Here is a 23,823-nt window from a genome sequence, read left to right as displayed (position 1 = left end):
TCCTATCAATCTTTAGCTGTTTTGTGAATATCTGTGAATATCTGTTGTGAAATAGCAATTAGAACTGTGATTGCTGCCGAAATTACCCTTACCTAATGCCTCTAAAGGGTTAAATTACTCAGGTGTGTTAACTTTTGTTAAAAGTGTGACTTATCACTAAGTCGCATTCGATTGCTTCACATATAATCACAAACATAAACAAGAATTAACAAATCTAGAATTAAATAATTACGTGAAAGGCATCTTGCTATGAATGAAGTTCAATCTGTTGGTGTTATCGGTTTAGGTTCTATGGGCATGGGCGCAGCGAAGTCATGCGTCCGTGCAGGCCTTGATGTATATGGTTTCGATTTGAATCCGCAAGCGCTTGAAACCTTGGGTGAATATGGCGCAAAAGCGGTCTCTACAAGCGCGGTTGAGTTTGCCGACAAACTTGATTCAGTTTTGGTATTGGTTGTGAATGCAGCTCAAGTTAACACGGTACTGTTTAAGACTGGTCTTGCGGCGGCACTAAGACCTAACACGCCAGTTATGGTCTCGGCAACGATCTCAGCAGAAGACGCGAAACAAATCGAAGCTCAGCTTGCTGAACATGATCTTGTGATGCTGGATGCGCCAGTGTCCGGCGGTGCAGTAAAAGCAGAAGCGGGCGAAATGACGATTATGGCTTCAGGTGCGGTGACCACATTTGAAGTACTGGCTCCGGTACTTGATGCAACTGCAGCTAAAGTCTACAACATCGGTGAGACCATTGGCCTTGGTGCGACCGTTAAGATTATCCACCAGTTACTAGCAGGTGTTCATATTGCTGCGGGCGCTGAAGCGATGGCACTAGCCGCACGCGCAAACATTCCGCTTGATTTGATGTACGACGTTGTTACGAATGCAGCGGGCAACTCTTGGATGTTCGAGAACCGCATGAAGCACGTAGTCGATGGTGATTACTCTCCAAAATCTATGGTTGATATCTTTGTGAAGGATTTGAACTTGGTATCAGATACCGCTCAAGACCTGAAATTCCCACTCCCATTATCAAGTGCAGCACTGAACATGTTCGTTAGCGCGAGTAATGCTGGATTTGGTCAAGAAGACGACAGTGCAGTGATAAAAGTCTTCCAAGGTATTGACCTACCGGGTGTAAACACATCAAAGGCGGAGAAATAATCATGTTATTAGGTGTTATTGCAGACGACTTTACAGGTGCTACAGACATTGCTGGTTTCTTGGTTGAAAACGGTATGCGCACTGTTCAATTGAATGGGATTCCAACGGGAGAGTTTGACACATCAGCAGATGCTGTGGTGATCAGCCTTAAATCTCGCTCTTGCCCAGCTGACCAAGCGGTGACGGATTCGGTTACTGCGCTTAAATGGCTTCAATATCAAGGCTGCCAACAGTTTTACTTTAAATACTGCTCAACGTTCGACAGTACCGCTGAGGGCAATATTGGTCCCGTAACAGATGCACTTTTGGCTGAACTTGGAGAATCTTTCACTATGGTTTGCCCTGCATTGCCAGTAAATGGTCGCACGGTTTACAACGGTCACTTGTTTGTTTTTGATGAGTTGCTCAGTGATTCAGGTATGCGTAATCACCCTGTTACACCAATGACGGATTCAAGTGTGGTTCGAATGATGGACGCACAATCAGAAGGTGTTTCCGGTTTAGTTAACTTTCAAACGATTGAACAGGGCGCTGATGCGGTTACCGCTCGTTTTAACGAACTCAAAGCTCAAGGTAGTCGCTACGCCGTGGTAGACGCATTTAATGCAGATCACTTGGTGACGCTAGGTCAAGCGGCTAAATCTTTGAAACTAATCACAGGTGGTTCAGGCCTAGCTGCTGGTATCGCTAAAAACTGGACAGAACATCTTGCTGACCAAAGTGATGCAAAACATGCCGGTAGCCCAGTCAAAGCACCAACCGTTGTGTTCTCTGGTTCTTGTTCAGTGATGACTAACCAACAAGTTGCGGTATACAAGCAGCTTGCTCCTCACTTTGCTATCGATGTGAAGGCTTGCTTAACCAATGATCAATACGCCAATGAAGTGTTCGATTGGGTGATGACCAATAACCAAGGCGAGTTTGCTCCTTTGGTTTATGCAACCGCAGATGCTGCCGCACTAAAAGCAATTCAAGAAGAGTACGGCGCACAAGCTTCAAGCCACGCAGTTGAACAATTTTTTAGTCAACTCGCTATCAAACTACAACAACATGGCGTGAAAAACTTCATCGTTGCTGGTGGTGAAACATCAGGCGTCGTGACGCAAAGCCTAGCTGTGAAAGGTTTTCATATTGGTCCTCAAATTGCACCAGGTGTGCCTTGGGTTAAATCGGTCGAAGGTGAGTTATCACTAGCGCTAAAATCGGGCAATTTTGGTGATGAAAACTTCTTCGCTAAAGCTCAATCATTCTTTTCATAAGCGAGATTCAAATGAGTAAAGTTTTGATGAACGAGCAGCAGTTAAGAGAGCAAATGGTCACGCTCGCTCGTTCAATGTTTGAACGAGGTTACGCCACTGGTGGTGCAGGTAACCTGTCTATCAAATTACCTAATGGGTATTTTCTAGCAACACCAACAGGCTCTTCATTTGGCCGTCTTGTGGCTGAAGAATTGTCGGTTGTTGATATCGATGGCAACCACATCTCAGGTAAGAAGCCTTCTAAAGAAGCGGCATTCCACCTAGCGATTTATAGAAATAATGCGGAGTGCAATGCGATTGTACACCTGCACTCTACATACCTAACTGCACTATCTTGCCTTGAAGGGTTGGATCGTAACAACGCGATTAAGGCTTTCACACCGTATTTCGTGATGCGAATTGGCGAGTTACCAGTCATTCCTTACCTACGTCCGGGTGACCCGCAAATCGCTGAAGAGTTGGCAAAACGAGCAGGTGATTATCGAGCATTTTTGTTAGCAAACCACGGCCCAGTAGTAACAGGCACTGACTTTGTTGATGCCGTTGATAACGCTGAAGAGCTAGAAGAGACCGCCAAATTAGCATTCTTATTGAAAGGGAATGATATCCGTTACCTAACGGACGAAGAAGTTATGGATTTAAAAGGGAGAGGCAAATAATGGCTAAGTTCGCAGCAAACTTAACGATGTTATTCACAGAAGTACCATTTTTAGATCGCTTTGAAAAAGCACATCAAGTCGGTTTCAAAGCAGTTGAATACCTATTCCCTTATGCATTTGAGGCCGAAGAGCTTGCCGAAAAAATGCAAAAATTTGGCTTTGAACAGGCGCTGTTCAACATGCCTCCGGGTGATTGGGACGCAGGTGAACGAGGCTTCGCAGCGATTCCTGGCCGTGAAGAAGAGTTTAAAGCCAGCGTTGATACGGCACTTATGTACGCTAAAGCGCTGAACTGCAAGAAAGTTCACGCGATGTCGGGTCTACATGATGCGAATTTCACGAGGCAGCAACACGTTGAAACCTTTATCTCAAATATTCGTTTTGCCGCAGATAAGTTTGCTGAGCATAACATCGAATTGATGATTGAACCGCTAAATAGCCGTGATGTTCCTAATTATTTCGTTGCTCACCAACGTGACGCTGTTGAACTTATTAAGTTAGTCGATAGGCCAAATGTGAAGCTGCAACTCGACCTTTATCACGCGCAAATCATGGATGGTGATTTAAGTACTTTGATTCGTGAAGTGGCTGCTTATACCGGTCATATCCAAATTGCTTCTGTACCAGAAAGGCATGAACCATCGGAAGGCGAACTGAATTACCCACATCTATTTAATGTTCTGGATGATTCAGGTTACCTAGGTTGGATTGGTTGTGAATATAACCCAAGAGGCACGACAGAAGAGGGGCTTAGCTGGGTAAAAAGTTATTTATAGCGCGGTGTGAATGCCGTTTATATGTAACGAACCATAAAAGTAAAGAACTGATTTAGATAACACGGCTTACAGGTAAGCCAACACATAACGATAAAGTGCAATAGGTGATCCCGATATCACCTATATGCACCACCCTACAATTTTCATAAAAATGAAGCAAAGAGACAAAAGGAATATAAAAATGGATGGAGCACTGATAGGCATCGTAATTGGCATCTTAGCCATGATGGGTATGATCATTAAAACGAGAATCCCAGTCGCACTTGCTATGGTTATTGCAAGTATCATCATGGGTCTTTTTGCGGGTATGGCGCCAACAGAGTTGATTGATGCAATTAAAGCTGGTTTTGGTGGCGTGCTTGGTGGCATTGGTTTGATCATCGCATTCGGCGTTATCATGGGCGCGTGTTTCGAACGATCTGGAGCCGCTGTTCGAATGGCAAAAACGTTTGTAAAGCTGTGTGGTAAAGGTCGTGAAGACTTAGCACTAGGTTTTACAGGGGTGCTTGTCGCTATCCCAGTTTTCTGTGACTCTGCGTACATCATTTTGCATTCTCTTGTTCGCGCAATTTCACGTGATACGGGTAAGTCAGCGGTTGGCCTTGGTGTAACTCTAGCGCTTGGCTTGCTTATCACTCACGCACTTGTGCCACCAACACCGGGTCCAGTTGCTGTGGCTGGAATTCTGGGTGTAGACCTAGGTGAATACATGTTATGGGGTTTGATGGTTTCTATCCCTATGATGCTTCTTTCTATGATTTATATTCGCCGAGTAGGTAATGAGTACTACCGCGTACCAAACGGAGAGACATGGATTACTAACCAAGCTGATTGGGCAAACCTTGAGAAAGTAAAAGAAACAGATGACAGAGAGCTACCAAGTAACTTTTTATCATTCGGTCCAATTCTGCTGCCAATCGCATTCATCCTAATCAACACGCTTGTTGGTCAAGGTGACACTGCAATGCACAACGTTATTTCGTTGATTGGTAACCCAGTGGTTGCTGTTGGTATCGGTGTTCTTATGGCGCTATACGGTCTTACTCGTCATATTGAGCGCAAAGACATGGTTAGCTCTATGGATGATGCTCTGTCTACTACAGGTCTAATTCTTGTGGTAACTGGCTGTGGTGGCGCAATGGGTGCAGTACTTAAAGCATCAGGTGCTGGCCCTCAAGTAGCCGAAGCTATCGCGAGCAGCGGTATTCCACCTCTACTTGTACCACTAGCAATTGCTTCAATGCTTCGTCTAATCCAAGGTTCAGCAACGGCATCAATGATGGTTGCAGCAACGATGACGCTGCCATTGGTTGAAACGTTAGGTCTAGACCCAGTATTCGTAGCACTTGCATGTGCGGTAGGTCCGGTTGGCTTCTCTCATTTGAACGATTCATACTTCCACATCATCAACCGTACGTTAGGTATTACTGAACTTGCTGACCAAATTAAGATCTGGTCTGTGTCTTCAACTATCGCATGGGCGATTGGTGCAAGCATCATCATGATTCTAAACTTAGTGTTTGGTAAAGGCGGTACGTTGATCGACCCACTGATTCCAATTGCGGTTCTAGGTGCTGTATTCGTTTGGCTAAAAAGCAAAGAGAAATCACAAGTAAAGACAGCCGTTACTAACTAATACGACTTACCTTTATATACTGCCCCTATTAAGTGATTAGCTTGCTGATCTTCAATAGGGGCATTTTTGGATCGGGCACTCATCAAAATTACTAATCTTTTGGATCTCTCAGTATGAAAATTGTTATTGCACCAGACTCGTTTAAAGAATCTCTATCGGCTGTATCGGTGGCGGCGTGTATTGAAAAGGGCTTTCGTGAAATCTTCCCAGACGCTGAATACGTAACATTGCCTTTGGCTGATGGTGGTGAAGGGACTGTGGATGTATTGCTCCAAGGGCTTGTTGGTGAAAAGCGACATAGGCAAGTCGAAGGGCCGTTAGGGCAACAAGTTAATGCTGAATGGGCGATGCTTGAGTCATCCAATAGCAACCCGAACAAAACGGCACTGGTTGAAATTGCTGCTGCATCGGGTTTGGACTTGTTGAAACCAGAGCAGCGTGATCCATTGATTGCTTCTTCATTCGGAACGGGGCAATTGATTTTGGAGGCGATAGAGCAGGGCGCTCAAACGATTATTCTTGGATTGGGTGGCAGTGCAACTAATGATGGCGGTGCAGGTATTGTTCAAGCATTAGGTGGGACACTGTTAGATAATGCAGGGCAAGAGCTTAACCGAGGTGGCGTTGCACTAGCTGATTTATCATCGATTGATCTTACTGGTTTAGATTCACGCTATGCTGATATCGAGTTAATTGTGGCGTGCGATGTCGATAATCCGTTGTGTGGTGATAACGGTGCTAGCCATATATTCGGCCCACAAAAAGGCGCAAGCCCAGAACAAGTTGTGATGCTTGATAAGGCGCTTGAGAATTTTGCTCAAGTAGTTGAATCGCAAGGTTGTGTTCGTGGGGATGATCCCGTTCACAAGCGTACTGGTTATGGCGCGGCTGGTGGTGCTCCAATGGGGCTTGGTTTGTTGTTTAACATGCAGATTAAACCGGGTATTGAGATGGTGCTTGATGTTTTGCAAGCCGATGAAGTATTGAAAGGCGCAGATCTTGTGATTACCGGTGAAGGGCAAATGGACAATCAAACTCTGCAAGGAAAGACGCCTTATGGCATTGCCAAACGTGCGAGCTTACAAGGCATTCCGACCATAGGGATTGCAGGTTCTTTAGGTACAGAAGTCGAAGCCTTATATGGTGAAATGAACAGCTTGTTTGGTACAGTGCGCTCTCCTCAGTCACTCGAGCAAGTACTGCGAGAAGCTGAATTGAACCTAACCAGAACGGCGAGGAACATTGCCTCAACTCTGAGGTTAGGCCATGCCATTTTTAAATAAACCGAAGTTATACATAGGCTTATTCGCAGTGAAGTTCAATAGGTTTCATAGATAACAACGATAAATATAAACGATTATATTTTCTGCCAACTCAGGTCTATTCTTTATCCATATTGTTTTAGTGGTTTTTAAAGTATTGAATCCACTTAAATCTAAGATGTGGCAACGATGCGATATCTTTAACCTTAAGGAATAGACCATGAGTAAAAAACTGACCACAGCTGCGGGTTGTCCTGTCGCTCATAACCAGAATGTTCAAACGGCGGGCAAACGTGGTCCACAACTTCTTCAAGACGTTTGGTTTTTGGAGAAATTGGCCCATTTTGATCGTGAAGTGATTCCAGAGCGTCGTATGCACGCGAAAGGCTCAGGTGCTTACGGCACATTTACCGTTACACACGACATCACAAAATACACCAAGGCAAAATTGTTCTCTGAAATAGGTAAAAAAACCGACTTGTTTGCACGTTTCACAACAGTTGCGGGTGAGCGCGGTGCTGCCGATGCTGAACGTGATATTCGTGGCTTTGCATTGAAGTTTTATACTGAAGAAGGCAACTGGGATATGGTGGGCAACAACACGCCAGTATTCTTCCTTCGTGATCCTCTTAAGTTCCCTGACTTAAACCACGCGGTGAAACGTGACCCACGCACCAACATGCGTAGCGCGAAAAACAACTGGGATTTCTGGACTTCTTTGCCGGAAGCTCTGCACCAAATTACTATCGTAATGAGTGACCGTGGTATCCCTGCGACTTACCGCCACATGCATGGTTTCGGCAGTCACACGTTCAGCTTCATCAATGCTGACAACGAACGTTTCTGGGTTAAATTCCACTTCAAATCTCAGCAAGGTATTAAGAACCTTTCTGATGCAGAAGCGGCACAAGTGATCGGTGATGATCGCGAAAGCCACCAACGTGATTTGCTAGACAGCATCGATAACCAAGATTTCCCGAAATGGACGTTGAAAGTACAAGTGATGCCAGAAGCGGATGCAGCGAAGGTTCCATACAACCCTTTCGATTTGACTAAGATCTGGCCTCATGCAGATTACCCGTTGATCGAAGTGGGTGAGCTAGAGCTAAATCGTAACCCGCAAAACTTCTTCGCAGAAGTAGAGCAGTCAGCATTCAACCCAGCGAACGTAGTTCCAGGTATCAGCTTCTCGCCAGACAAGATGCTGCAAGGTCGTCTGTTTGCTTACGGTGATGCACAACGTTACCGTTTGGGTGTAAACCATCAGCACATTCCAGTGAATGCGCCTCGTTGCCCAGTACACAGCTACCACCGTGATGGCGCGATGCGTGTCGATGGTAACTTCGGTGGCACATTAGGTTATGAGCCAAACAACGAAGGTCAATGGGCTGATCAACCAGATTTCGCTGAACCAGCACTGAACCTAGATGGCGCAGCAGCACACTGGGATCACCGCGAAGATGAAGATTACTTCTCGCAACCGGGTGACTTGTTCCGCCTAATGACACCAGAGAAGCAAGCGATTCTTTTTGATAACACTGCTCGCAACCTAGGCGGCGTGCCAAAAGAGATTCAATTGCGTCACCTAAGACACTGTTACAAAGCTGACCCTGCATACGGTGAAGGCATTGGTAAACTGCTTGAAATCGACGTGAGCGAATTTAAGTCGTAATCAATCATCTTGATTCGTTAATTGAAAGGCCGTTGAGTGAATCACTCAACGGCCTTTTTTGATCTCGCTGTTTATTAAGCAACCCTAAATCATTGAAAAATTTAATAATCCACATTGATAGTTTTTACCTATCGAATTGATAAATCTATCCCATTATCTTTATAAGATGGACGGGATTATCCTACGGCTATCAGTTTATAAAGTAATAGAGTTTGAGATGAGTAAAAGCGCATTAATTGTTGAAGGTGGGGCAATGAGAGGCATCTTCGCAGCCGGAGTGTTGGACGCCTTTATGCAAGACGATTTCCGTCCCTATGATTTTGCTATTGGCGTATCTGCGGGCGTGTCGAACCTTGTTGGTTACTTATCTCATGCACCAAAACGCAGTTATGATGTGATCACCATGATGGCGACGGATAAAACTTTCTTTAATCCTGCTCGCTTTGCCAAAGGCGGTAACTTGGTAGATGTTAAATGGTTATGGAACGAATCCAATCAACGTTATCCGCTCGATTGTGGTGAGTTGTTTTCAAGTATCCCACTCATTGCTGCTGTCACAAATGTCGATACGGGCAGTGCAGACTACTACCATATTAAGCCAGAAAACCTTTCTAATGTTGTTGAAGCAACAACGGCTTTACCTATCGCTTACCGTGAAACTCCGTGTTTCTCTGGTGGCTGTTATACCGATGGCGGTGTAGCCGATTCGATTCCGGTTCGTGAAGCATATCGCCGTGGCGCACGCGATATTACCGTGATTCTGTCTCACCCATTGAGCTACCGAATGAAGCCTCAAAAGCACCAATGGATGCTGAAGAAACTATTAAAGAAATTCCCAAATATTGCTGAATCGATGGCGGTGCGTGCTGAAAACTACAACCAGTCTCTGGAGTTCATTCGTAACCCACCCAAAGATGCGACCATTAAAGTGATAGCGCCGCCAGAAGCGTTCGCAGTAAAGCGTTTAACTATGGATCAAAGTACTCTTAATGCAGGTTATGAGATGGGCATTAAAGCGGGTGAAGAGCACCTTGCCATTCGAAAAGGCGTGTATGGTTTAGACACCGAAGATTGTCATTTCTGCGTCTAGGAACGGTTTTAGAATACTGAATAAACGACAAAGCCACGCTGTTCACTTCAGAATAGCGTGGCTTTGTATTTGTAGACCTAGTTTGTTTTTAACTCAGTCTGCTATTAACTCAATTAGCGATTAAACGAGTTCGTTACCGCTGGTGTTGCCAGCAAAGAAGGCATCAACACTGGTGAGCGTTGTATTGGCGATGTTGAACAGAGCATCTTTGGTCAAGAAAGCTTGGTGACCTGTGAACAATACATTGTGACAAGCAGATAGGCGACGGAATACGTCATCGACAATCACATCGTTAGATTTGTCTTGGAAGAACAGCTCTTTCTCGTTGTCGTAAACATCAAGACCAAGCGCGCCGATTTTGCTTTGTTTGAGCGCTTCAATCGCTGCGGTTGAATCCAGCAGTTCACCACGGCTGGTGTTGACAATCATCACGCCGTCTTTCATCTTCTCAAACGCAGTCGCATCTAATAGGTGGTAGTTCTCTTTACTCATTGGGCAGTGTAGAGAAATCACATCAGACTCTTGGTAAAGTTCGTCGAGTTCAACGTATTTAGCGCCTAACTCAACAGCTAACGGGGTTGGATATGGGTCATAGCATAGGATATTCATGCCTAAACCCTTCAGAATTCGCATCGTCGCTAGGCCAATCTTACCCGAGCCAATCATACCGACCGTTTTACCGTGGAAGTTAAAGCCAACTAACCCCTCAAGAGAGAAGTTCGCATCACGAGTGCGTTGGTATGCCTTGTGTAGTTTACGGTTCAAACACATCATCATGCCAACCGTGTGTTCTGCTACCGATTCTGGTGAGTAAGCCGGAACGCGAACCACTTGCAGACCAAACTCTTTGGCTGCGTCTAGGTCGACCTTGTCAAAGCCCGCACAGCGCATCGCGATTAACTTGGTGCCGCCTTGAGCAAGAATCTCTAACACGTCTCGCGATAGGTCATCGTTTACAAACGCACAAACCACTTCGTTGTCGTGCGCCATTTTTGCTGTTGTTGTGGTGAGTCGAAAATCGTGAAAATGAAACTCAGCGTTGAGTTCGCCTTTTGCCAGTTCGAATGATTTTTCGTCGTATGATTTTGAGCTAAAAAAAGCAATGTTGAGCATGGCTTCCTCTCTTACCTAAAATATAAATAACCCACTAATTCATTCTCTGAGACGGGATTAAAACAAGGGCATGTTGACCTTTCGCGGTTAAGTTTTGTTCGAGATAAAATCGTTTTAATCGCGACGAGAGGTTTGCCGCCTAGTCATTCTAAGCAAAACCCTCTCAACAAAGAGTAAAACGATTTTAGCCGAACCCTTCGGGCAGTGTTTGTGGTTCCTTTCTACAGCGTTATCGAATTCTCATGTAGGCGAGCTACACGTCGAATTCTCAGCCTTGTATAAATAACCCACAAACGGCTGCAAAAATCAGCTCGATAGGTCAACATGCCCTACAACTCTGTTCAGTGTGCTAGAGTTTTTTTCTCTTGTCTATCACCATTAGTCATTGTAATTGCTATGGTTATTTGATCTTTTGTCTTCACTTATTGAACATTAAAAATCACATTACGAGGTTGCTTGCTTATAAGTTCATCAATATTGAATGAATCTTACTTTCGGGTGTGGAACGTTGAATTTTCCAGTGTGACGGAATACGTAAATGACTCATATAAAACCTCTTCTCTAACTGTTCTTTGAAAGTTGTGCTTCTGTCTAACGAGTGGCGGTTGTTATTTACCAGTAGTTCTCACTGCTGAATTGACCGGGTTTTCTGCGTAAGTGCTTTTCGAAACCTAAGCTAGTTAGCGCTTCGCTTGTGTCACGAACCATTTGCGGATTGCCGCAAAGGTAGAAAAAACTGCGGGTTTGATTGAAAGCGACAGACGCGGCTTGCTCGAGGTCGCCTCCAAGTAACAAATTTGGGATTCGTCCGCGCAAAGTTCCGGTAACTGATTCTCTAGAAATAATTGGCACATATTTAAGTCTCCCTTGAAAGTGATTAACGAGTTGAGTGATACGATCTCGATAAGTCAGGTCTTGCTCTGTTCTTACAGCATGCACTAGAACCAGATTCTTGAATGAAGAGGCTTTGTCTGAAGCCAACTCATTTTGCTGTATCTGCATGCTCTCAAGTATTGAGATAAATGGGCCTACCGCGGTTCCGGTTGAAAGCATCCATAGATCGTCGGCGATCTCTGGGATCTCATCTAAGGTCATAAAGCCACTTGGGTCTTTGCCGACAAAGATGTCATCGCCCATCTTCAACTCATGAAGTTGAGGTGAAAGCTGACCGTTCTGATCCTTAATAATCAAAAATTCCAGATGTTGATGACCTTGTTCGTGCTCTGGCGCGTTCACCATCGAATAGGCGCGTCTTACGAACTCATCCTCACTGTTAAGTAAGCCAAGTTTCGTGAACTGACCTGCCTGATAAGAAGAGACAGGTGCACTAACCTGGAGTGAGAACAATTGATCTGTCCATTCTGTTTTGTTTAGGACTTTGCCTGTAACTAAACCATGAGGAATATCTGTCATATCATCCACCTTTAAGAAGAGAAGTTATCTCATTAAGGATACTCAACTATTTACACTTTAGAGTTGCATGTACCACGCCAATAATGAGAATGCTTATCAATACTGATTAAAGGTTAATTATTGGGTCGAATGTTGTCAAAAAGACAATATACTATTTGAGTCTAAATGACTCGTGCATGTGTTTTGGTTTCGTTTTAATAGACTTTAGCTGGTTGAACATCGTTAACATAGGTTGAGTGGTTTGACCCCTAGGATATTCAATCAATTACTGAAGAGAATAATTTATAGATGCGTATAATGGCGGCTTTCGTTCTCAATATAACTGTGTTTTATGCTTGATAATCTTCGTATGGCCTTGAACGTATTGTTCGTGACCATTAATACTGCATTCACCGCATTGGCTGTGAGCCTGTTTGCCCTAATCAAACTTATTTTGCCAATTTCTGTCGTTCAAAAATCATGCACTCGCTTAGCTAACTTCACATTCTGGTGTTGGGCTTCTCTTAATTTATGGATGTTGAACGCCAATAACGATATCGAATGGCAAGTGGAAGGGGGGGAAGATATTTCGACCAAGCAGTGGTATTTGATGATGTCTAACCACCTAAGCTGGGCAGATATTGTGATTTTGTCTTCAATCCTAAAAGACAAAATGCCGATGACGAAGTACTTCTTGAAACATGAATTGTTGTACGTACCATTTGTTGGCTTGGCCTGCTGGGGCTTAGATATGCCATTCATGAGACGCCACTCTCGTGAGTTCCTATTACGCAACCCAGAACGCCGTAATGATGATTTTAATGCAATCAATAAAGCGTGTACTAAGTTCAAATTAGCACCGACAACATTGGTTAATTTTGTTGAAGGGACTCGTGCAAACCACGAGAAACTGGCGTCAGCGAAAACCCCTTACCGTCACCTACTGAAGCCAAAAACAGGTGGTGTGGCGTTTGCTTTATCTGCAATGGGCCCAATTTTGGATGGCATCGTGGATGTGACCTTAGCTTACCCTGAAAACCAAACCTCTCCGTTTGAAGATATGCTGAAGGGCAAAATGACGAAGGTCGTTGTGCGTATTAAATTGCATCCAATGGATGAGAACGTGAACGGTAATTACTTTGAAGATAAGGCATTTAAACGTCGCTTCCACAATTGGTTGAACAATACGTGGAAAGAGAAAGACGTCTACCTTGATACGGTTTATGGGGTTGATAAGCCTTCTGAGGTAGAGGCAGTTGACGAGCCTGATGTGGCTTATAAGAAACAAGAACAGTAAACTAAAACTGAATCGATAGCATTAATAAAGCCGATAGCTCATTGAACTATCGGCTTTTTTATTAATTTGACTTTCTTAATATTCAAACCATTAAGTTAGTACTTACTATGGCTTAACCGCCTGGTAAGCATCAATAATATGCTTTACTTGGCTAGGTTTGCCTTGCTTCTCTTGTCCTTGATGGATACGTAAGTAGTGCTGCAATGTTTTGGCTTTGTATTGCTGTGATACCTTCACTTGTTCATCACAACTTGGTGTCCAGATCTTGTCACCGACGTTTGATATCTCGCTAACGGTTTGGCTCTTTTCTGAATCACCGCGACTATTACTCACCAATAAAATCTCGTAGTAACGACGGTTCTCTTCAATCAACACTTCATCAATAAGACCAAAATGGATCGCCTTTAAATGGCTTCTCAACTCGAATTGCTGATGCACCGGACAAAGCAAGAAATCGATCGCTTTGTCTGGGTGTTGACGATGAATATCATCGACGAGCTTTTGAGTAAGATCGCCACCGACGCCCGCAATAATCACCAGGTGTTTGCCAGTATGTTTCTCAAGCGGGATAGCGGCGACATCCATACAGTAGACTTGCCATTGGCTAGTCACTTTCTGTTCTGCTATTGCACCTTGCGGAAAGTAACGCGTAAGTTTGCTTTCCAAATCGCTCATAAGAGACGGGACAATATCGACAAAGTGAAGCTGAGGTGCTTTGTTATCCGACAACAGTTGAACACCCAAGAATCCGTGATCACAACAACAGTCCCAAATATGTTGGTAGTCATTGCTGACAAGGGAATGGAGAGTTTGCAGTCGGTTACTTAGCTTCATAAGGCTCGTGTCGTTAGAAAAGGGGTATTGTCGTGTTGAACGCGCATTGTAATGACTTTCCATAAAAACAAAAGCACCTAGGGTATGATTCCTAGGTGCTTTGTTTTCATCGGTATCCAAGTAAAGGATAAAGTGAGCTTGTTAGGACAACCTATGAAGCCTTTGCAACAGCCCTGATGTGGCCTTCCACTCGGTTCTTACCAAGTTGTTGCGCGATAAGTTTCGCTTGTTCCGCCAGCGCTAAAGCTGAGTCTGTTTCACCCTCTATTTGCGAGTATCCCACGCTAACCCCTAGCGATAAGGTGATATCTGGAGTGACGATGGTTTTCTCCGCGATTGCGACTCTGCACTGGTCTAGCTGGAATTTGGCATCTTTCACATCATTGGCTTTGAATAATACTGCGAACTCCTTTCCTCCAACACGAGCCAAGCAAAGTCCCTTTGGCTTGGGAAAGTAACTGCGTATCGATTCTGCAGTCAGCTTGATCATCTTGTCGCCAACCGCTTCACCGTAGGCTCGGTTTACGTGGTCGAAGTTATCGATATCAAGCAGAGCGACATAGGTATCGGGCTCGCTCACGTAGTTTTCGATGGCGATGCTGAAACTGCTCTTATTGTCTAACTGCGTCATCAGATCTTTGCTGCTCAATTGATGTTGAAGCAGTAAGTTAGACAAAGAGACTTCAGTGTAATCACGGATCATTCGTAGAATACTCTGGCTGATCGGTAAGTTTACGTTTACGTACAACACTGCGATCAACTGCTGACGAGAGTGCAAAGGAATACAGTAATGACGTTGGTGTATTTTGAGTTTACACGCCAGTGGATCGGCGTACTTACCACTTCGGTAAGCCATAGTGTCCGGTGTAAATCGCTCTGCAAGGGCTTTGTCACAATGTACCGTGGATTTGTTTCCGTGATAGTCGATGGTACTGAATGCGTGGTTCTCAGGCTGATAGAGACAGAATTGAATGCCTTTTTGGTAGGTGAAACTATCCAGTATGGATTTTAATTCTCGTTTAAAGCTTACAAGGTCATCGACTTTATTCAGTTGTGACAAGGACACGTTCAAACGATAAGCCAGATAGTTGGCACCAATCCACAATAGCAGGAGTGAGCCCAGTACTAAGCCCGTCAACGTAAATTGATGTGAGCTGGTTAAGATGTCATGGCGATCAGTGCCCGCAATGAACACCCAATTTAAGCTGTTGTCTGCGTCAAATACCGATATTTTGAAGTTATCTTGATAGTAGTATTCATGTTTGCCCGCCAATTCACCTTGAGATAGTTGGTGGCTGATCCCTGCATGGAAGCTGATGGATTTAGAACCGATACGTTGTGGATCCGGGTGGAATACCAGTCGCTCTGTTGCCCTGTCTACAACAAATACATAGCCATTATTCAGCGTTTTTAAATCTCTTAAACCTTGCGTGGTATGCATTAAATCAAACTCAATCCAGATTTCTTCGTTGAGCTTTTCTGCAGTGTGTTTAACGGCGAAAACCCATCGTCCATCGGCTTTTTGGTAAACGGAAGAGATGTAGAAATCTTCTACAACACCGTCTATTGAATGCCATTGTATTGTGGCGATTTGTTCATTGGAGAGAGGAAGACCACGAGTGGAGACATAATGTTGGGAGTTAGGTTGGTATCGAATGATATCGGAGAAGTTTGGTGTTCTTTTTAGAATATTATCGCTAAGTTCGCGAAATCTTTGGTCGCTAAAGTCGGTGGCGTTAGGTATGCCTAGACTGGTTTCTAAAAAATAGAGTTTGCCGAATGTGGCTTCGATGTTGGAACGAATGGTAGAGCTTGCGATACGAATGTTTGATGATGATTGTTCTGTTGCTGCTGTTTCTACTTTTTCAAGCTGAGTCATAGCAAGATAGAGCATCCCTCCAGTTAATAAAATAATGTATGGTTTAAAAAGCCGAATTAATGTTTTAGGTAAAGCCATGATATCCAAAGACGTTATAGATTCATTTTTATAGTACGGCAATACTAAACAGTTTCATTAACCATATCAATGCAAATGATTCCATATGGATGAATGATTTTTGTGATATTCAGCTAACAAAAAAGCCAGCTGTAAATATAACTGGCTTCTATGGTTTTCGGTGTTTTATTAAGCTGACTAAGCTTTTGCTTTAATCAAATCAGCCTGATCTGGCGAATAGTGCAAAATTGCCATCGAAGTTGGCGACAACAACATTTCACCTTCTGCATGACCGGGTTTAACGTTTCGCGAGTTGGTATCACAGATGGTTACCCAGTTTTGTTCACGGTCATTCGGTAACGAGAAACGTGCTGGCGCATTGGTTTGGTTGATAAGATAAATTAACTCGTCGCCATCTTTACCAATACCTAAATGCAAAGCGACTGAGCTTAAGCGGTTCCAGTCGTCATGCTCCATAAGTGTGCCATCGACACGGCTCCAGAAGATGCGGTTAGAGTTACGCTTTTCGCCACTGAATGCCTTAATAAACGGCACCATGTATTGCTGACGAGCAGAGATCATTTCAGATAACCAAGTCTTGAAGTAAGTCTTGCGCTCTGAATCTTCCCAGTTAAGCCAGCTGGTCACGCCATCTTGGCAATAAGCGTTGTTGTTACCTCTTTGAGTATGAGATAACACATCGGCTGTCAAAATATGAGGAATACCAAACGCAAACAGCAGACTCGCCATGAAGTTGCGTTTCTGCTTTTCACGTGTTGCGATAACTAACAGGTTTTCGGTTTCACCTTCAACACCGTAGTTTTCAGAACGGTTGTCGCCGTGTCCATCGCGGTTGTTCTCACCATTCTCTTCGTTGTGCTTATGCTTGTAAGACACAAGATCCTGCATGGTGAAGCCATCATGGTAAGTGATGTAGTTGACGGTTAATTTGTAAGGCCAGTGCGCTGCACTGTAGATGTCGCGCGATCCCATTAAACGAGTCGCAAACTCTTTCAGATAGCCTTGGTCACCGCGCCAGAAGCTACGAGTGATGTCTCGTAGTTTGTCGTTACACTCATTCCAGCCTAGCGGGAAATTACCCACTTGGTAGCCATTCGGACCGATGTCCCAAGGTTCTGCAATGAGCTTGGTTTCTTTAAGTACAGGGTCTTGAGCTACGGCTTTAAAGAAAGCAGCCTCAGGGTTGTAGTTGTCACCTTCGCGCCCCAGTGTTGCAGCCAAATCAAAACGGAAGCCGTCGACTTGGAATTCACTCACCCAGTACCGAAGTGTATCCATCACTAAGTTGAGTGCAGGTTGGTGGGTGAGGTCAACAGTGTTACCACAACCCGTAAAGTTCGCGTAATGACAGCCATGTTTAATGTAGTAGCGGCTATCTAGCGCTTTGAGGTTGAAGGTTGTGCCGCCTTCACCGCCTTCTGCTGTGTGGTTGTACACGACATCTAGAATGACTTCGATACCGTTGCGATGCAGCTCACGAATTGCAGTTTTGAGTTCATTAACAGCGTCTTTTTCTGCGTAGCGAGGGTCTGGCACCATGAACAAATATGGGTTGTAACCCCAATAGTTCACTTTATCCATGTCCAAGAGATGAGGCTCATGCATACACGCAGCAACGGGGAGAAGCTGTAGAGAGTTGATATTTTGTTGTTTGTAGAACGCAAGCATTTCAGGGCTCACTAACCCTAAGTAGCGTCCTTTAGTATTGGCTGCCACTTCTGGGTGCAGTTGAGATAGACCTTTTACATGAGTTTCAAAAAGAACGGTATCTTCGCGACTAATGCGTGGCTTTTCTACATCTTGCCAATCGAAGGTGTCATCAACAACGACACATTTCGCCATAGCAAAGCTTTTTTCATTGGTATATGGCGTGACGTAATCGAGCGGTTCGCTTATTGCTTTGGCATACGGGTCTGAAAGCAGGATAGGGCCATTGTCCGTTTCGGCAATGAAGCCGTATTTTTGCCCCGCTTTAATACCATCAATAAAGACATATCTGATATCAGCGTATTCATTTTCCAATTTATAAGTGGTGAATTCGTCGTTCTCGTCAAAAAGAGCGAGTGAAAGAGATTTACAGTCAGGAGAATAAATAGAGAAGTTGCAGCCAGTGTTACCTAGCGTTGCGCCTAGCGGATAAGGGCGAGCGAGCGTTCTAGTCATTGCTTGATTTCTTGTTCGTTTATCAACATCAGTGAACTATTAGTAAAAGGCTTTGTCACAGTAAGGTCAAGCAACTTCACAGATTAATTACGGTAAAAAAAATAATTCATCGATGAAGTTCAAATTATATATTTGAGCTAGATCTCACTTATGTTGAATAATTAGATCTGTGTGCTGTCTACTCCTCCTATATTAAGTGATCTACCTCTTTAAAACACCATTCTGTATATTTTCTACTCCCCTCTAGTCCCCCTTAATTAACTTAGGGGCGGAGGAAGTCAAACTTGTCATCCCCTCTTAATATTGACCCCGTTGAAACGAATCAGGGGAAACCCTAAACCTCTCTATCTTACGACTACCATTACTGCCTTTGGTTGCCGCAAGAGAGCAAAAATATAAAAACCTAAAATAAATCGTCCTTAATGGAGTTAAGAATGAAAAAAATAAGTTTGATTGCTGCAGCAGTGGCAACTACGTTAGCTGCTGGCTCTGCGTTCGCTGTAGATTTTCATGGTTACATGCGTGCTGGTGTTGGTCTTAGCGCTGACGGTGGACAGCAAGTAACATTTGAAAAGAACAAAATCGGTCGTCTAGGTAACGAAGGCGATATATACGGTGAAGTTCAACTAGGTAAAGAAGTTTACAATAACAACGGTAAAACGTTCTACGTTGACTCTATGTTTGCAATGACTTCTAACGGTTCAAACGATTGGGAAAGCACTTCTACTAACTGTGGTCTTGACGACGCTGGCGATATTAAATGTGTTGATGATGCACAATTCGCGCTACGCCAATTCAACGTTCAAGCTAAAGGTGTTCTAGATTTCGCTCCTGAAGCGACTCTATGGGCAGGTAAGCGTTACTACCAACGTCACGACATCCATATCTCTGACTTCTACTACTGGAACATCTCTGGCGCGGGCGCTGGTGTTGAAGGCATCGAAGCTGGTCCAGGTAAAGTATCTTTTGCATGGGTTCGTAACGACCGTGGCGATATCGCTGACCCAGGTAACGATGGCGGCGATGCAAACGTTAACACTCTAGACGTACGTTACGCTGGTCTTCCAGTATGGGAAAACGGCTCTCTAGAACTAGGTCTAAACTACGCTCTAGTTAACGAAACTGACGACGCACCAAACAGCACTAAAGATGCAGAAGACGGTGTAATGTTCACTGCTGAATTGACTCAAGGTCTAGATTCAGGCTTCAACAAAACAGTATTCCAGTACGGTACAGAAGGCTACTCTAAAACAATGGCATTCTACGGCGACGGTAGCTGGTACGGTGCAGAAGCTGACAGTGGCGCATCTGGTTACCGCCTAATCAACTGGGGTGTAATCGGCATGGGCGAAAACTGGGAAATGGGTCACCAGTTAGTATACGGTGTTGGTGAAGACATGTGGGCTGGCCAAGACAAGTGGGAAGCAATGTCTGTAGTTGTACGTCCAATGTACAAATGGGATGACAACCACAAAACTATCTTCGAAGCTGGTTACGCTATCGATGATAACGACGGTGCAGAGAACAAGTTCGGTAAACTAACTGTTGCTCAAGCATGGTCTGCTGGCTCTAGCTTCTGGGCTCGTCCTGAAATCCGCGTTTACGCGTCGTACCTAACTGCAGATAAAGACGACAACTCTAACGCATTTGACGGCGGTCGTTCAGACGATACATTCCAATTCGGTGTACAAGCTGAAGCCTGGTGGTAATCATCTAGCCACTAAGTCCTAAATTGTCCTAGAATGATACAGCCAGAACCTTATCTGGCTGTATTTATTTCAAAAAAACAATAATGAGTCGAGGTAGAAGGTAATGAAAAAATGGCTTGCTCCCGTACTGTTGGGAATGTTGGCTACAGGTTGTACTTCTGTAGAACAAGTCGATATGAACCCGAAAGGTCAGCAACAAGTGATCACGCAATCGGGCGACATTCAATGGGTACCAATTGATGTGCCTGTGGTTACTGAGTTCGCTTTGACTGACAAAAGCCAAATGTTGTTAGATGGTAATAGCGCTGGCGCAATTGCAGCGTTCGTGTTACCAGGTAATCGCGGCAGTCTCGATATCAAACTAGAGACATTTGTAAACAAAAATCTAGAGTTCTTCGCTCCTAACGTTATGGTAATGAATACGGCTGGCGAAACTATTTACCAAGCAGATTTCTCAAAGTTTAAGTACGAGCCAGCAAAACTGTTGGATAACGATAAGTTTGTACTTGAAATGAACGTGATTCCAGACATGACGGGTAATGACTTGCATGTACTGGTTTACACAACTTCCGCAGATTTAAAAGGAAGTTCTGAAGTTCTTCACCCTGCAAAAGCCTTCGCACTGGCAAATTACACTCAGCCACCAGATATTGCAGATCCTCAAGCGAAACACAGACCACTTGGTCAGTTCCGCTTCTCAGTATCCGCGAACGATATCGTGAATACTAAAATTGTCGCGAAAAACGACAACATCCCACAAGGTACGGATTTAACCAGCTACTACCACAGCTCGATTAAAGCAGCGGTCGCGGCTAACGATATTCCGAAAGCATTAACACTGCTTGATGAAGCGAAAGAGTTGGGCATCAAAGGTGCAAAAGAAGTATTTGTGAAAGCAGTAAATACAAAATAATTTCAAAAAGGTCAGCGATATGCTGACCTTTTTTATTACTCTATTTGAGTGTTTAAAGCTCCCCCCTACATATAGTTACCTTATTCACAAATTTGTTTTTTTACTTTGTTTTTTTATATTGAATAGATCAATAATTAAATTGTATTTCCAACCTCAATCGTCATCGATTAGGAAATAATTAAACCTATCAAAGTAATCTGGACCAGCAAGATATGGAATAATACTCCTTATCGGTAGTTCGATATTTTGTTCTTTTTAAATATTAAACTTTTACCAACTTGGTGAGTTTTTATTTACTTTGTAATATTAAAAAGGAATTAACGTGAAAATGAACATGATGAAAACATCACTTGCTGCTGCCTTGCTTTTTACTCTTGCTGGTTGTCAATCGACAGCAGAATCAGACGGAGCTGCTGAGCCTATTGTTAATTTATCTCAAGAGGAAGTTGTTGCCTTCATGGCCGCTTGTGACAACCCAGATAGTATGGCGAAAGGCCCGATTTCTAAACCTCTGTTTGTCGTAGGCACGTTTGCTGATTCTGATTGGAAACATGTACCTCAACGTAAGTATATATACAAAGGCAATAACTTCTATCAAGTGGTGACGCAAGAAAAATCAGGCTCTTACAAAATGCAGTATGCGACAGAGTTGTGGTCCCCTCAATTTACTGCAAAAGGTAATGTAATGAATGTTGGTGAATTAACGCCACTCACATTTGGTGGTTACGGTACAGATACTTCGGTTGATATTGATGAAGATGGGGAATACGTTTGGAGCCTTCGGTTTGAAGGAGATGGAAAACCACTTAATATTATGATTAATAAATGTAAATAATATTCCATTTGGTTATTTGAAGTTTGTTTTAATTATTAACCCCTACATGAAACTATGTTGGGGTTAATTTTATTCAGGAGAACTTAATGCATAATGTTCGATATAATAAATTGCTGAGTAAATCATTTATAGCGTTGAGTGTTGTAAGTGTATTATCAGCGTGCAACTCCTCAGGTGGAAGTGATAGTGGCAGCACACCGTTGCCCGATACAAGTTACGCCTGCCAAGCGAATGTAATGGAGCAAAGCAATCAGCTTCGGACTTATCAAATCATGGTTGAAAGCTTTGTAGATGGAGATTCGAACATAGGCCATGGAACGGGTTATGGCACCAGTCATCACAATGGTGATCTTCAAGGGATTATTGATTCGCTTGATTACATCCAAGGTTTGGGTATGAACGCAATTTGGCTTACTCCGATTTTTGAGTCCCAAGCGATCACGGGACAAGACCATTGGGCCGATCGTTTGGATGCAACGGGCTACTTTGCCACGGATTATTTTAAGATTGATCCTCGTTTTGGTGATTTGGAAACCGCGAGAACGCTGGTAGATGAAGCGCACAAACGCGGCTTGTATGTTTTCTTTGATGGCGTGTTTGGTCATCACAAAGAAGGGTTGATTAAGCCATCTCCATCAGGGCTGTTACCTTCTGGTTCGAGTAATCCATTGGATTACCCAGCAAGCTTGGATTTCTATAAAGAAGTCGCGACTTACTGGGTAAAAGAGCTAAAAATTGATGGTTGGCGTTTAGACCAAGCGTACCAAGTTCCAACCGATGCATTGACACAAATCCGCAAAGCGGTGGATGAAGCCTCGCAAAGTGTGACATACACCAATGCGAATTGGGAGCAAGTTAATCCTTTGGGTTACATGGTAGCTGAGATCTGGAAAGGCGAATCAGAGATTGGAAGTGACGCCTACGGTGCGTCTGCTGAACCTGCGTTGTGCTCGGCATTTGATTTCCCTATGCGCTATCGAATCGTAGAAACATTAGCGGTTAATGAAAGTGGCCTGGGGGGGCGAGGTGTCGATTGGTTAGACAATGGCTACCAAACGCACCGCTTATATCCATCCCATGCACAGCCGAACTTAATGATCGGTAATCACGATTTAGTTCGTTTTGGCGATTTACTTCAACGTGGTGGGTTGGCTGATGTGAACGACGTAGAATATTGGCAACGTCACAAAGCGGCGTTTGCGTTTCAAGCCGCTTACTCTGGGCCTATTACGCTTTATTACGGCGATGAAATTGGCGATCAAGTTGACGGTTTCGCTGTGAAAGAAGACAACAACACCTGTGCCATTCGAGGAGTGTGTGATGATCACGTCGCACGAAGCAGCGCCAAGATTGAAGGCGTAACCGCGACCCTAGATGCCAACCAAGTTGACCTGAAAAACTACGTTAAGTCATTGATGGCTATGCGTGCTGCTCATCCTGCTTTGTATCAAGGCAGCCGCACTAACTTGGTAGCAAGCAATGGCAGTTATGTGGACTTGAAAGTATCTGGCGATGACCAAGTCTTATTTGCTTTGAATACCCTTGAGAGTGCTCGCAACATAGTGTTGACAGAAGCGCAAGTCGGTAGCAATCAAGCGCTGGTGGATTTAATCACTAACCAACAAATCACACCAAGTAACGGGCAATACCAGATCCCGATGTCATCATTACAAGGGCGCTTCTTCAAAGTGATACAAAGCGGACAATAAGTTTTCCCCATTTATCCAAAGCCAAGTGTTGCTGCTGACCCCCATAGGCGCACGCTTGGTTTTTTCGTCTCTTTGTCTAAGATGCCGTTCTTTCTTGTTCTTCGGTGGCGATATTGCACGTTGAATCCCAGTTTTCCTTTCTACATCTATTTGTTTTATATCGAACATTCGCTGCTAAAAATTGAAAGAAACAGTACGCAGTTTGTGAGATGTGCTGCACGATAATGAGAATATTCACATTCATGCAAAGTCAAAATGTGATTTAAGGCTTACCCATGTGTAATTGTTATGTTTATCTTTTTGTGGATTTATATAACTAATGGGAAATTATAATGAAATCCACAACGAAGCCCTTCTATCCATCAGGGCGGGAGCATACTTTG

At 43.9% G+C, this 23,823-nt stretch carries 18 protein-coding genes; 13 read left to right on the top strand and 5 right to left on the bottom strand.

Translation table 11 applies throughout. From position 1 onward, the window contains the following. Positions 1-249: 249 nt before the first annotated feature. The 8 genes from ltnD (at position 250) to AB4209_RS17030 (ending at position 9,518) form a co-directional block, all read left to right on the top strand. A complete protein-coding gene (gene ltnD, locus AB4209_RS17065; RefSeq protein WP_137001415.1) occupies positions 250-1,164 on the top strand; it encodes an L-threonate dehydrogenase in 915 nt (304 codons plus the stop codon). 2 nt (positions 1,165-1,166) lie between these two features. Next, on the top strand, positions 1,167-2,423 hold the full coding sequence (gene otnK / locus AB4209_RS17060; protein ID WP_137001416.1) for a 3-oxo-tetronate kinase: 1,257 nt from the start codon (positions 1,167-1,169) through the stop codon (positions 2,421-2,423). A gap of 11 nt (positions 2,424-2,434) precedes the next feature. Next, on the top strand, positions 2,435-3,082 hold the full coding sequence (locus AB4209_RS17055; protein ID WP_170967991.1) for an aldolase: 648 nt from the start codon (positions 2,435-2,437) through the stop codon (positions 3,080-3,082). After that, positions 3,082-3,858, top strand: a complete 777-nt coding sequence (gene otnI, locus AB4209_RS17050; protein ID WP_137001417.1) for a 2-oxo-tetronate isomerase — start codon at positions 3,082-3,084, stop codon at positions 3,856-3,858. The genes AB4209_RS17055 and otnI overlap by 1 nt, the downstream gene beginning before the upstream one ends. 181 nt (positions 3,859-4,039) lie before the next feature. Next, positions 4,040-5,494, top strand: coding sequence for a GntP family permease (locus AB4209_RS17045; protein ID WP_050620404.1), 1,455 nt, complete (start codon positions 4,040-4,042; stop codon positions 5,492-5,494). Between the two features lie 113 nt (positions 5,495-5,607). Beyond that, a complete protein-coding gene (locus AB4209_RS17040) occupies positions 5,608-6,777 on the top strand; it encodes a glycerate kinase (RefSeq protein ID WP_372056592.1) in 1,170 nt (389 codons plus the stop codon). Positions 6,778-6,976: 199 nt separating this feature from the next. After that, positions 6,977-8,428 carry a catalase gene (locus AB4209_RS17035; RefSeq protein ID WP_372056590.1) on the top strand — a complete coding sequence of 484 codons (1,452 nt, stop codon included), beginning with the start codon at positions 6,977-6,979 and terminating at the stop codon, positions 8,426-8,428. Between the two features lie 217 nt (positions 8,429-8,645). Next, complete coding sequence (locus tag AB4209_RS17030; RefSeq protein WP_372056588.1) at positions 8,646-9,518, top strand: patatin family protein; 873 nt, start codon at positions 8,646-8,648, stop codon at positions 9,516-9,518. A 120-nt stretch (positions 9,519-9,638) separates the two neighbouring features. On the opposite strand, the gene AB4209_RS17025 is transcribed toward AB4209_RS17030, so the two are convergent. Beyond that, complete coding sequence (locus tag AB4209_RS17025) at positions 9,639-10,631, bottom strand: 2-hydroxyacid dehydrogenase (protein ID WP_372056586.1); 993 nt, start codon at positions 10,629-10,631, stop codon at positions 9,639-9,641. Positions 10,632-11,243: 612 nt separating this feature from the next. Continuing rightward, positions 11,244-12,044 carry a ferredoxin--NADP reductase gene (locus AB4209_RS17020; protein ID WP_017058858.1) on the bottom strand — a complete coding sequence of 267 codons (801 nt, stop codon included), beginning with the start codon at positions 12,042-12,044 and terminating at the stop codon, positions 11,244-11,246. 331 nt (positions 12,045-12,375) lie between these two features. Here AB4209_RS17020 and AB4209_RS17015 point away from each other — a divergent pair, with 331 nt between their 5' ends. Further along, positions 12,376-13,320 carry an acyltransferase gene (locus tag AB4209_RS17015; protein ID WP_372056584.1) on the top strand — a complete coding sequence of 315 codons (945 nt, stop codon included), beginning with the start codon at positions 12,376-12,378 and terminating at the stop codon, positions 13,318-13,320. Between the two features lie 105 nt (positions 13,321-13,425). On the opposite strand, the gene AB4209_RS17010 is transcribed toward AB4209_RS17015, so the two are convergent. From AB4209_RS17010 to glgX, 3 genes are all read right to left on the bottom strand, one after another. Next, positions 13,426-14,154 carry a tRNA (adenine(22)-N(1))-methyltransferase TrmK gene (locus tag AB4209_RS17010; RefSeq protein WP_017069730.1) on the bottom strand — a complete coding sequence of 243 codons (729 nt, stop codon included), beginning with the start codon at positions 14,152-14,154 and terminating at the stop codon, positions 13,426-13,428. Positions 14,155-14,305: 151 nt separating this feature from the next. Continuing rightward, positions 14,306-16,048: a diguanylate cyclase gene (locus AB4209_RS17005; protein ID WP_372056582.1), complete on the bottom strand. Its 1,743-nt coding sequence runs from the start codon at positions 16,046-16,048 to the stop codon at positions 14,306-14,308. Between the two features lie 240 nt (positions 16,049-16,288). Beyond that, positions 16,289-18,274, bottom strand: coding sequence for a glycogen debranching protein GlgX (gene glgX / locus AB4209_RS17000; RefSeq protein ID WP_372056580.1), 1,986 nt, complete (start codon positions 18,272-18,274; stop codon positions 16,289-16,291). 434 nt (positions 18,275-18,708) lie between these two features. Here glgX and AB4209_RS16995 point away from each other — a divergent pair, with 434 nt between their 5' ends. The 4 genes from AB4209_RS16995 to AB4209_RS16980 all read left to right on the top strand — a co-directional run bounded on the left by AB4209_RS16995 (position 18,709) and on the right by AB4209_RS16980 (position 23,440). Beyond that, positions 18,709-19,983, top strand: coding sequence for a maltoporin (locus tag AB4209_RS16995; RefSeq protein ID WP_372056578.1), 1,275 nt, complete (start codon positions 18,709-18,711; stop codon positions 19,981-19,983). Between the two features lie 103 nt (positions 19,984-20,086). Continuing rightward, positions 20,087-20,896 carry a MalM family protein gene (locus AB4209_RS16990; RefSeq protein WP_372056576.1) on the top strand — a complete coding sequence of 270 codons (810 nt, stop codon included), beginning with the start codon at positions 20,087-20,089 and terminating at the stop codon, positions 20,894-20,896. Positions 20,897-21,224: 328 nt separating this feature from the next. Next, on the top strand, positions 21,225-21,731 hold the full coding sequence (locus AB4209_RS16985; protein ID WP_102394256.1) for a glycosidase: 507 nt from the start codon (positions 21,225-21,227) through the stop codon (positions 21,729-21,731). Between the two features lie 86 nt (positions 21,732-21,817). Continuing rightward, the gene (locus AB4209_RS16980) at positions 21,818-23,440 is read left to right on the top strand and encodes an alpha-amylase family glycosyl hydrolase (RefSeq protein WP_102394257.1); all 1,623 of its coding nucleotides are present in this window, start codon (positions 21,818-21,820) and stop codon (positions 23,438-23,440) included. The last annotated feature ends 383 nt before the right edge of the window (positions 23,441-23,823 follow it).

It is taken from the genome of Vibrio sp. 10N.286.48.C11 (assembly GCF_041469805.1).
Lineage (GTDB): Bacteria > Pseudomonadota > Gammaproteobacteria > Enterobacterales > Vibrionaceae > Vibrio > Vibrio crassostreae_C.
This window is presented reverse-complemented; position numbering and strand designations above follow the sequence as displayed.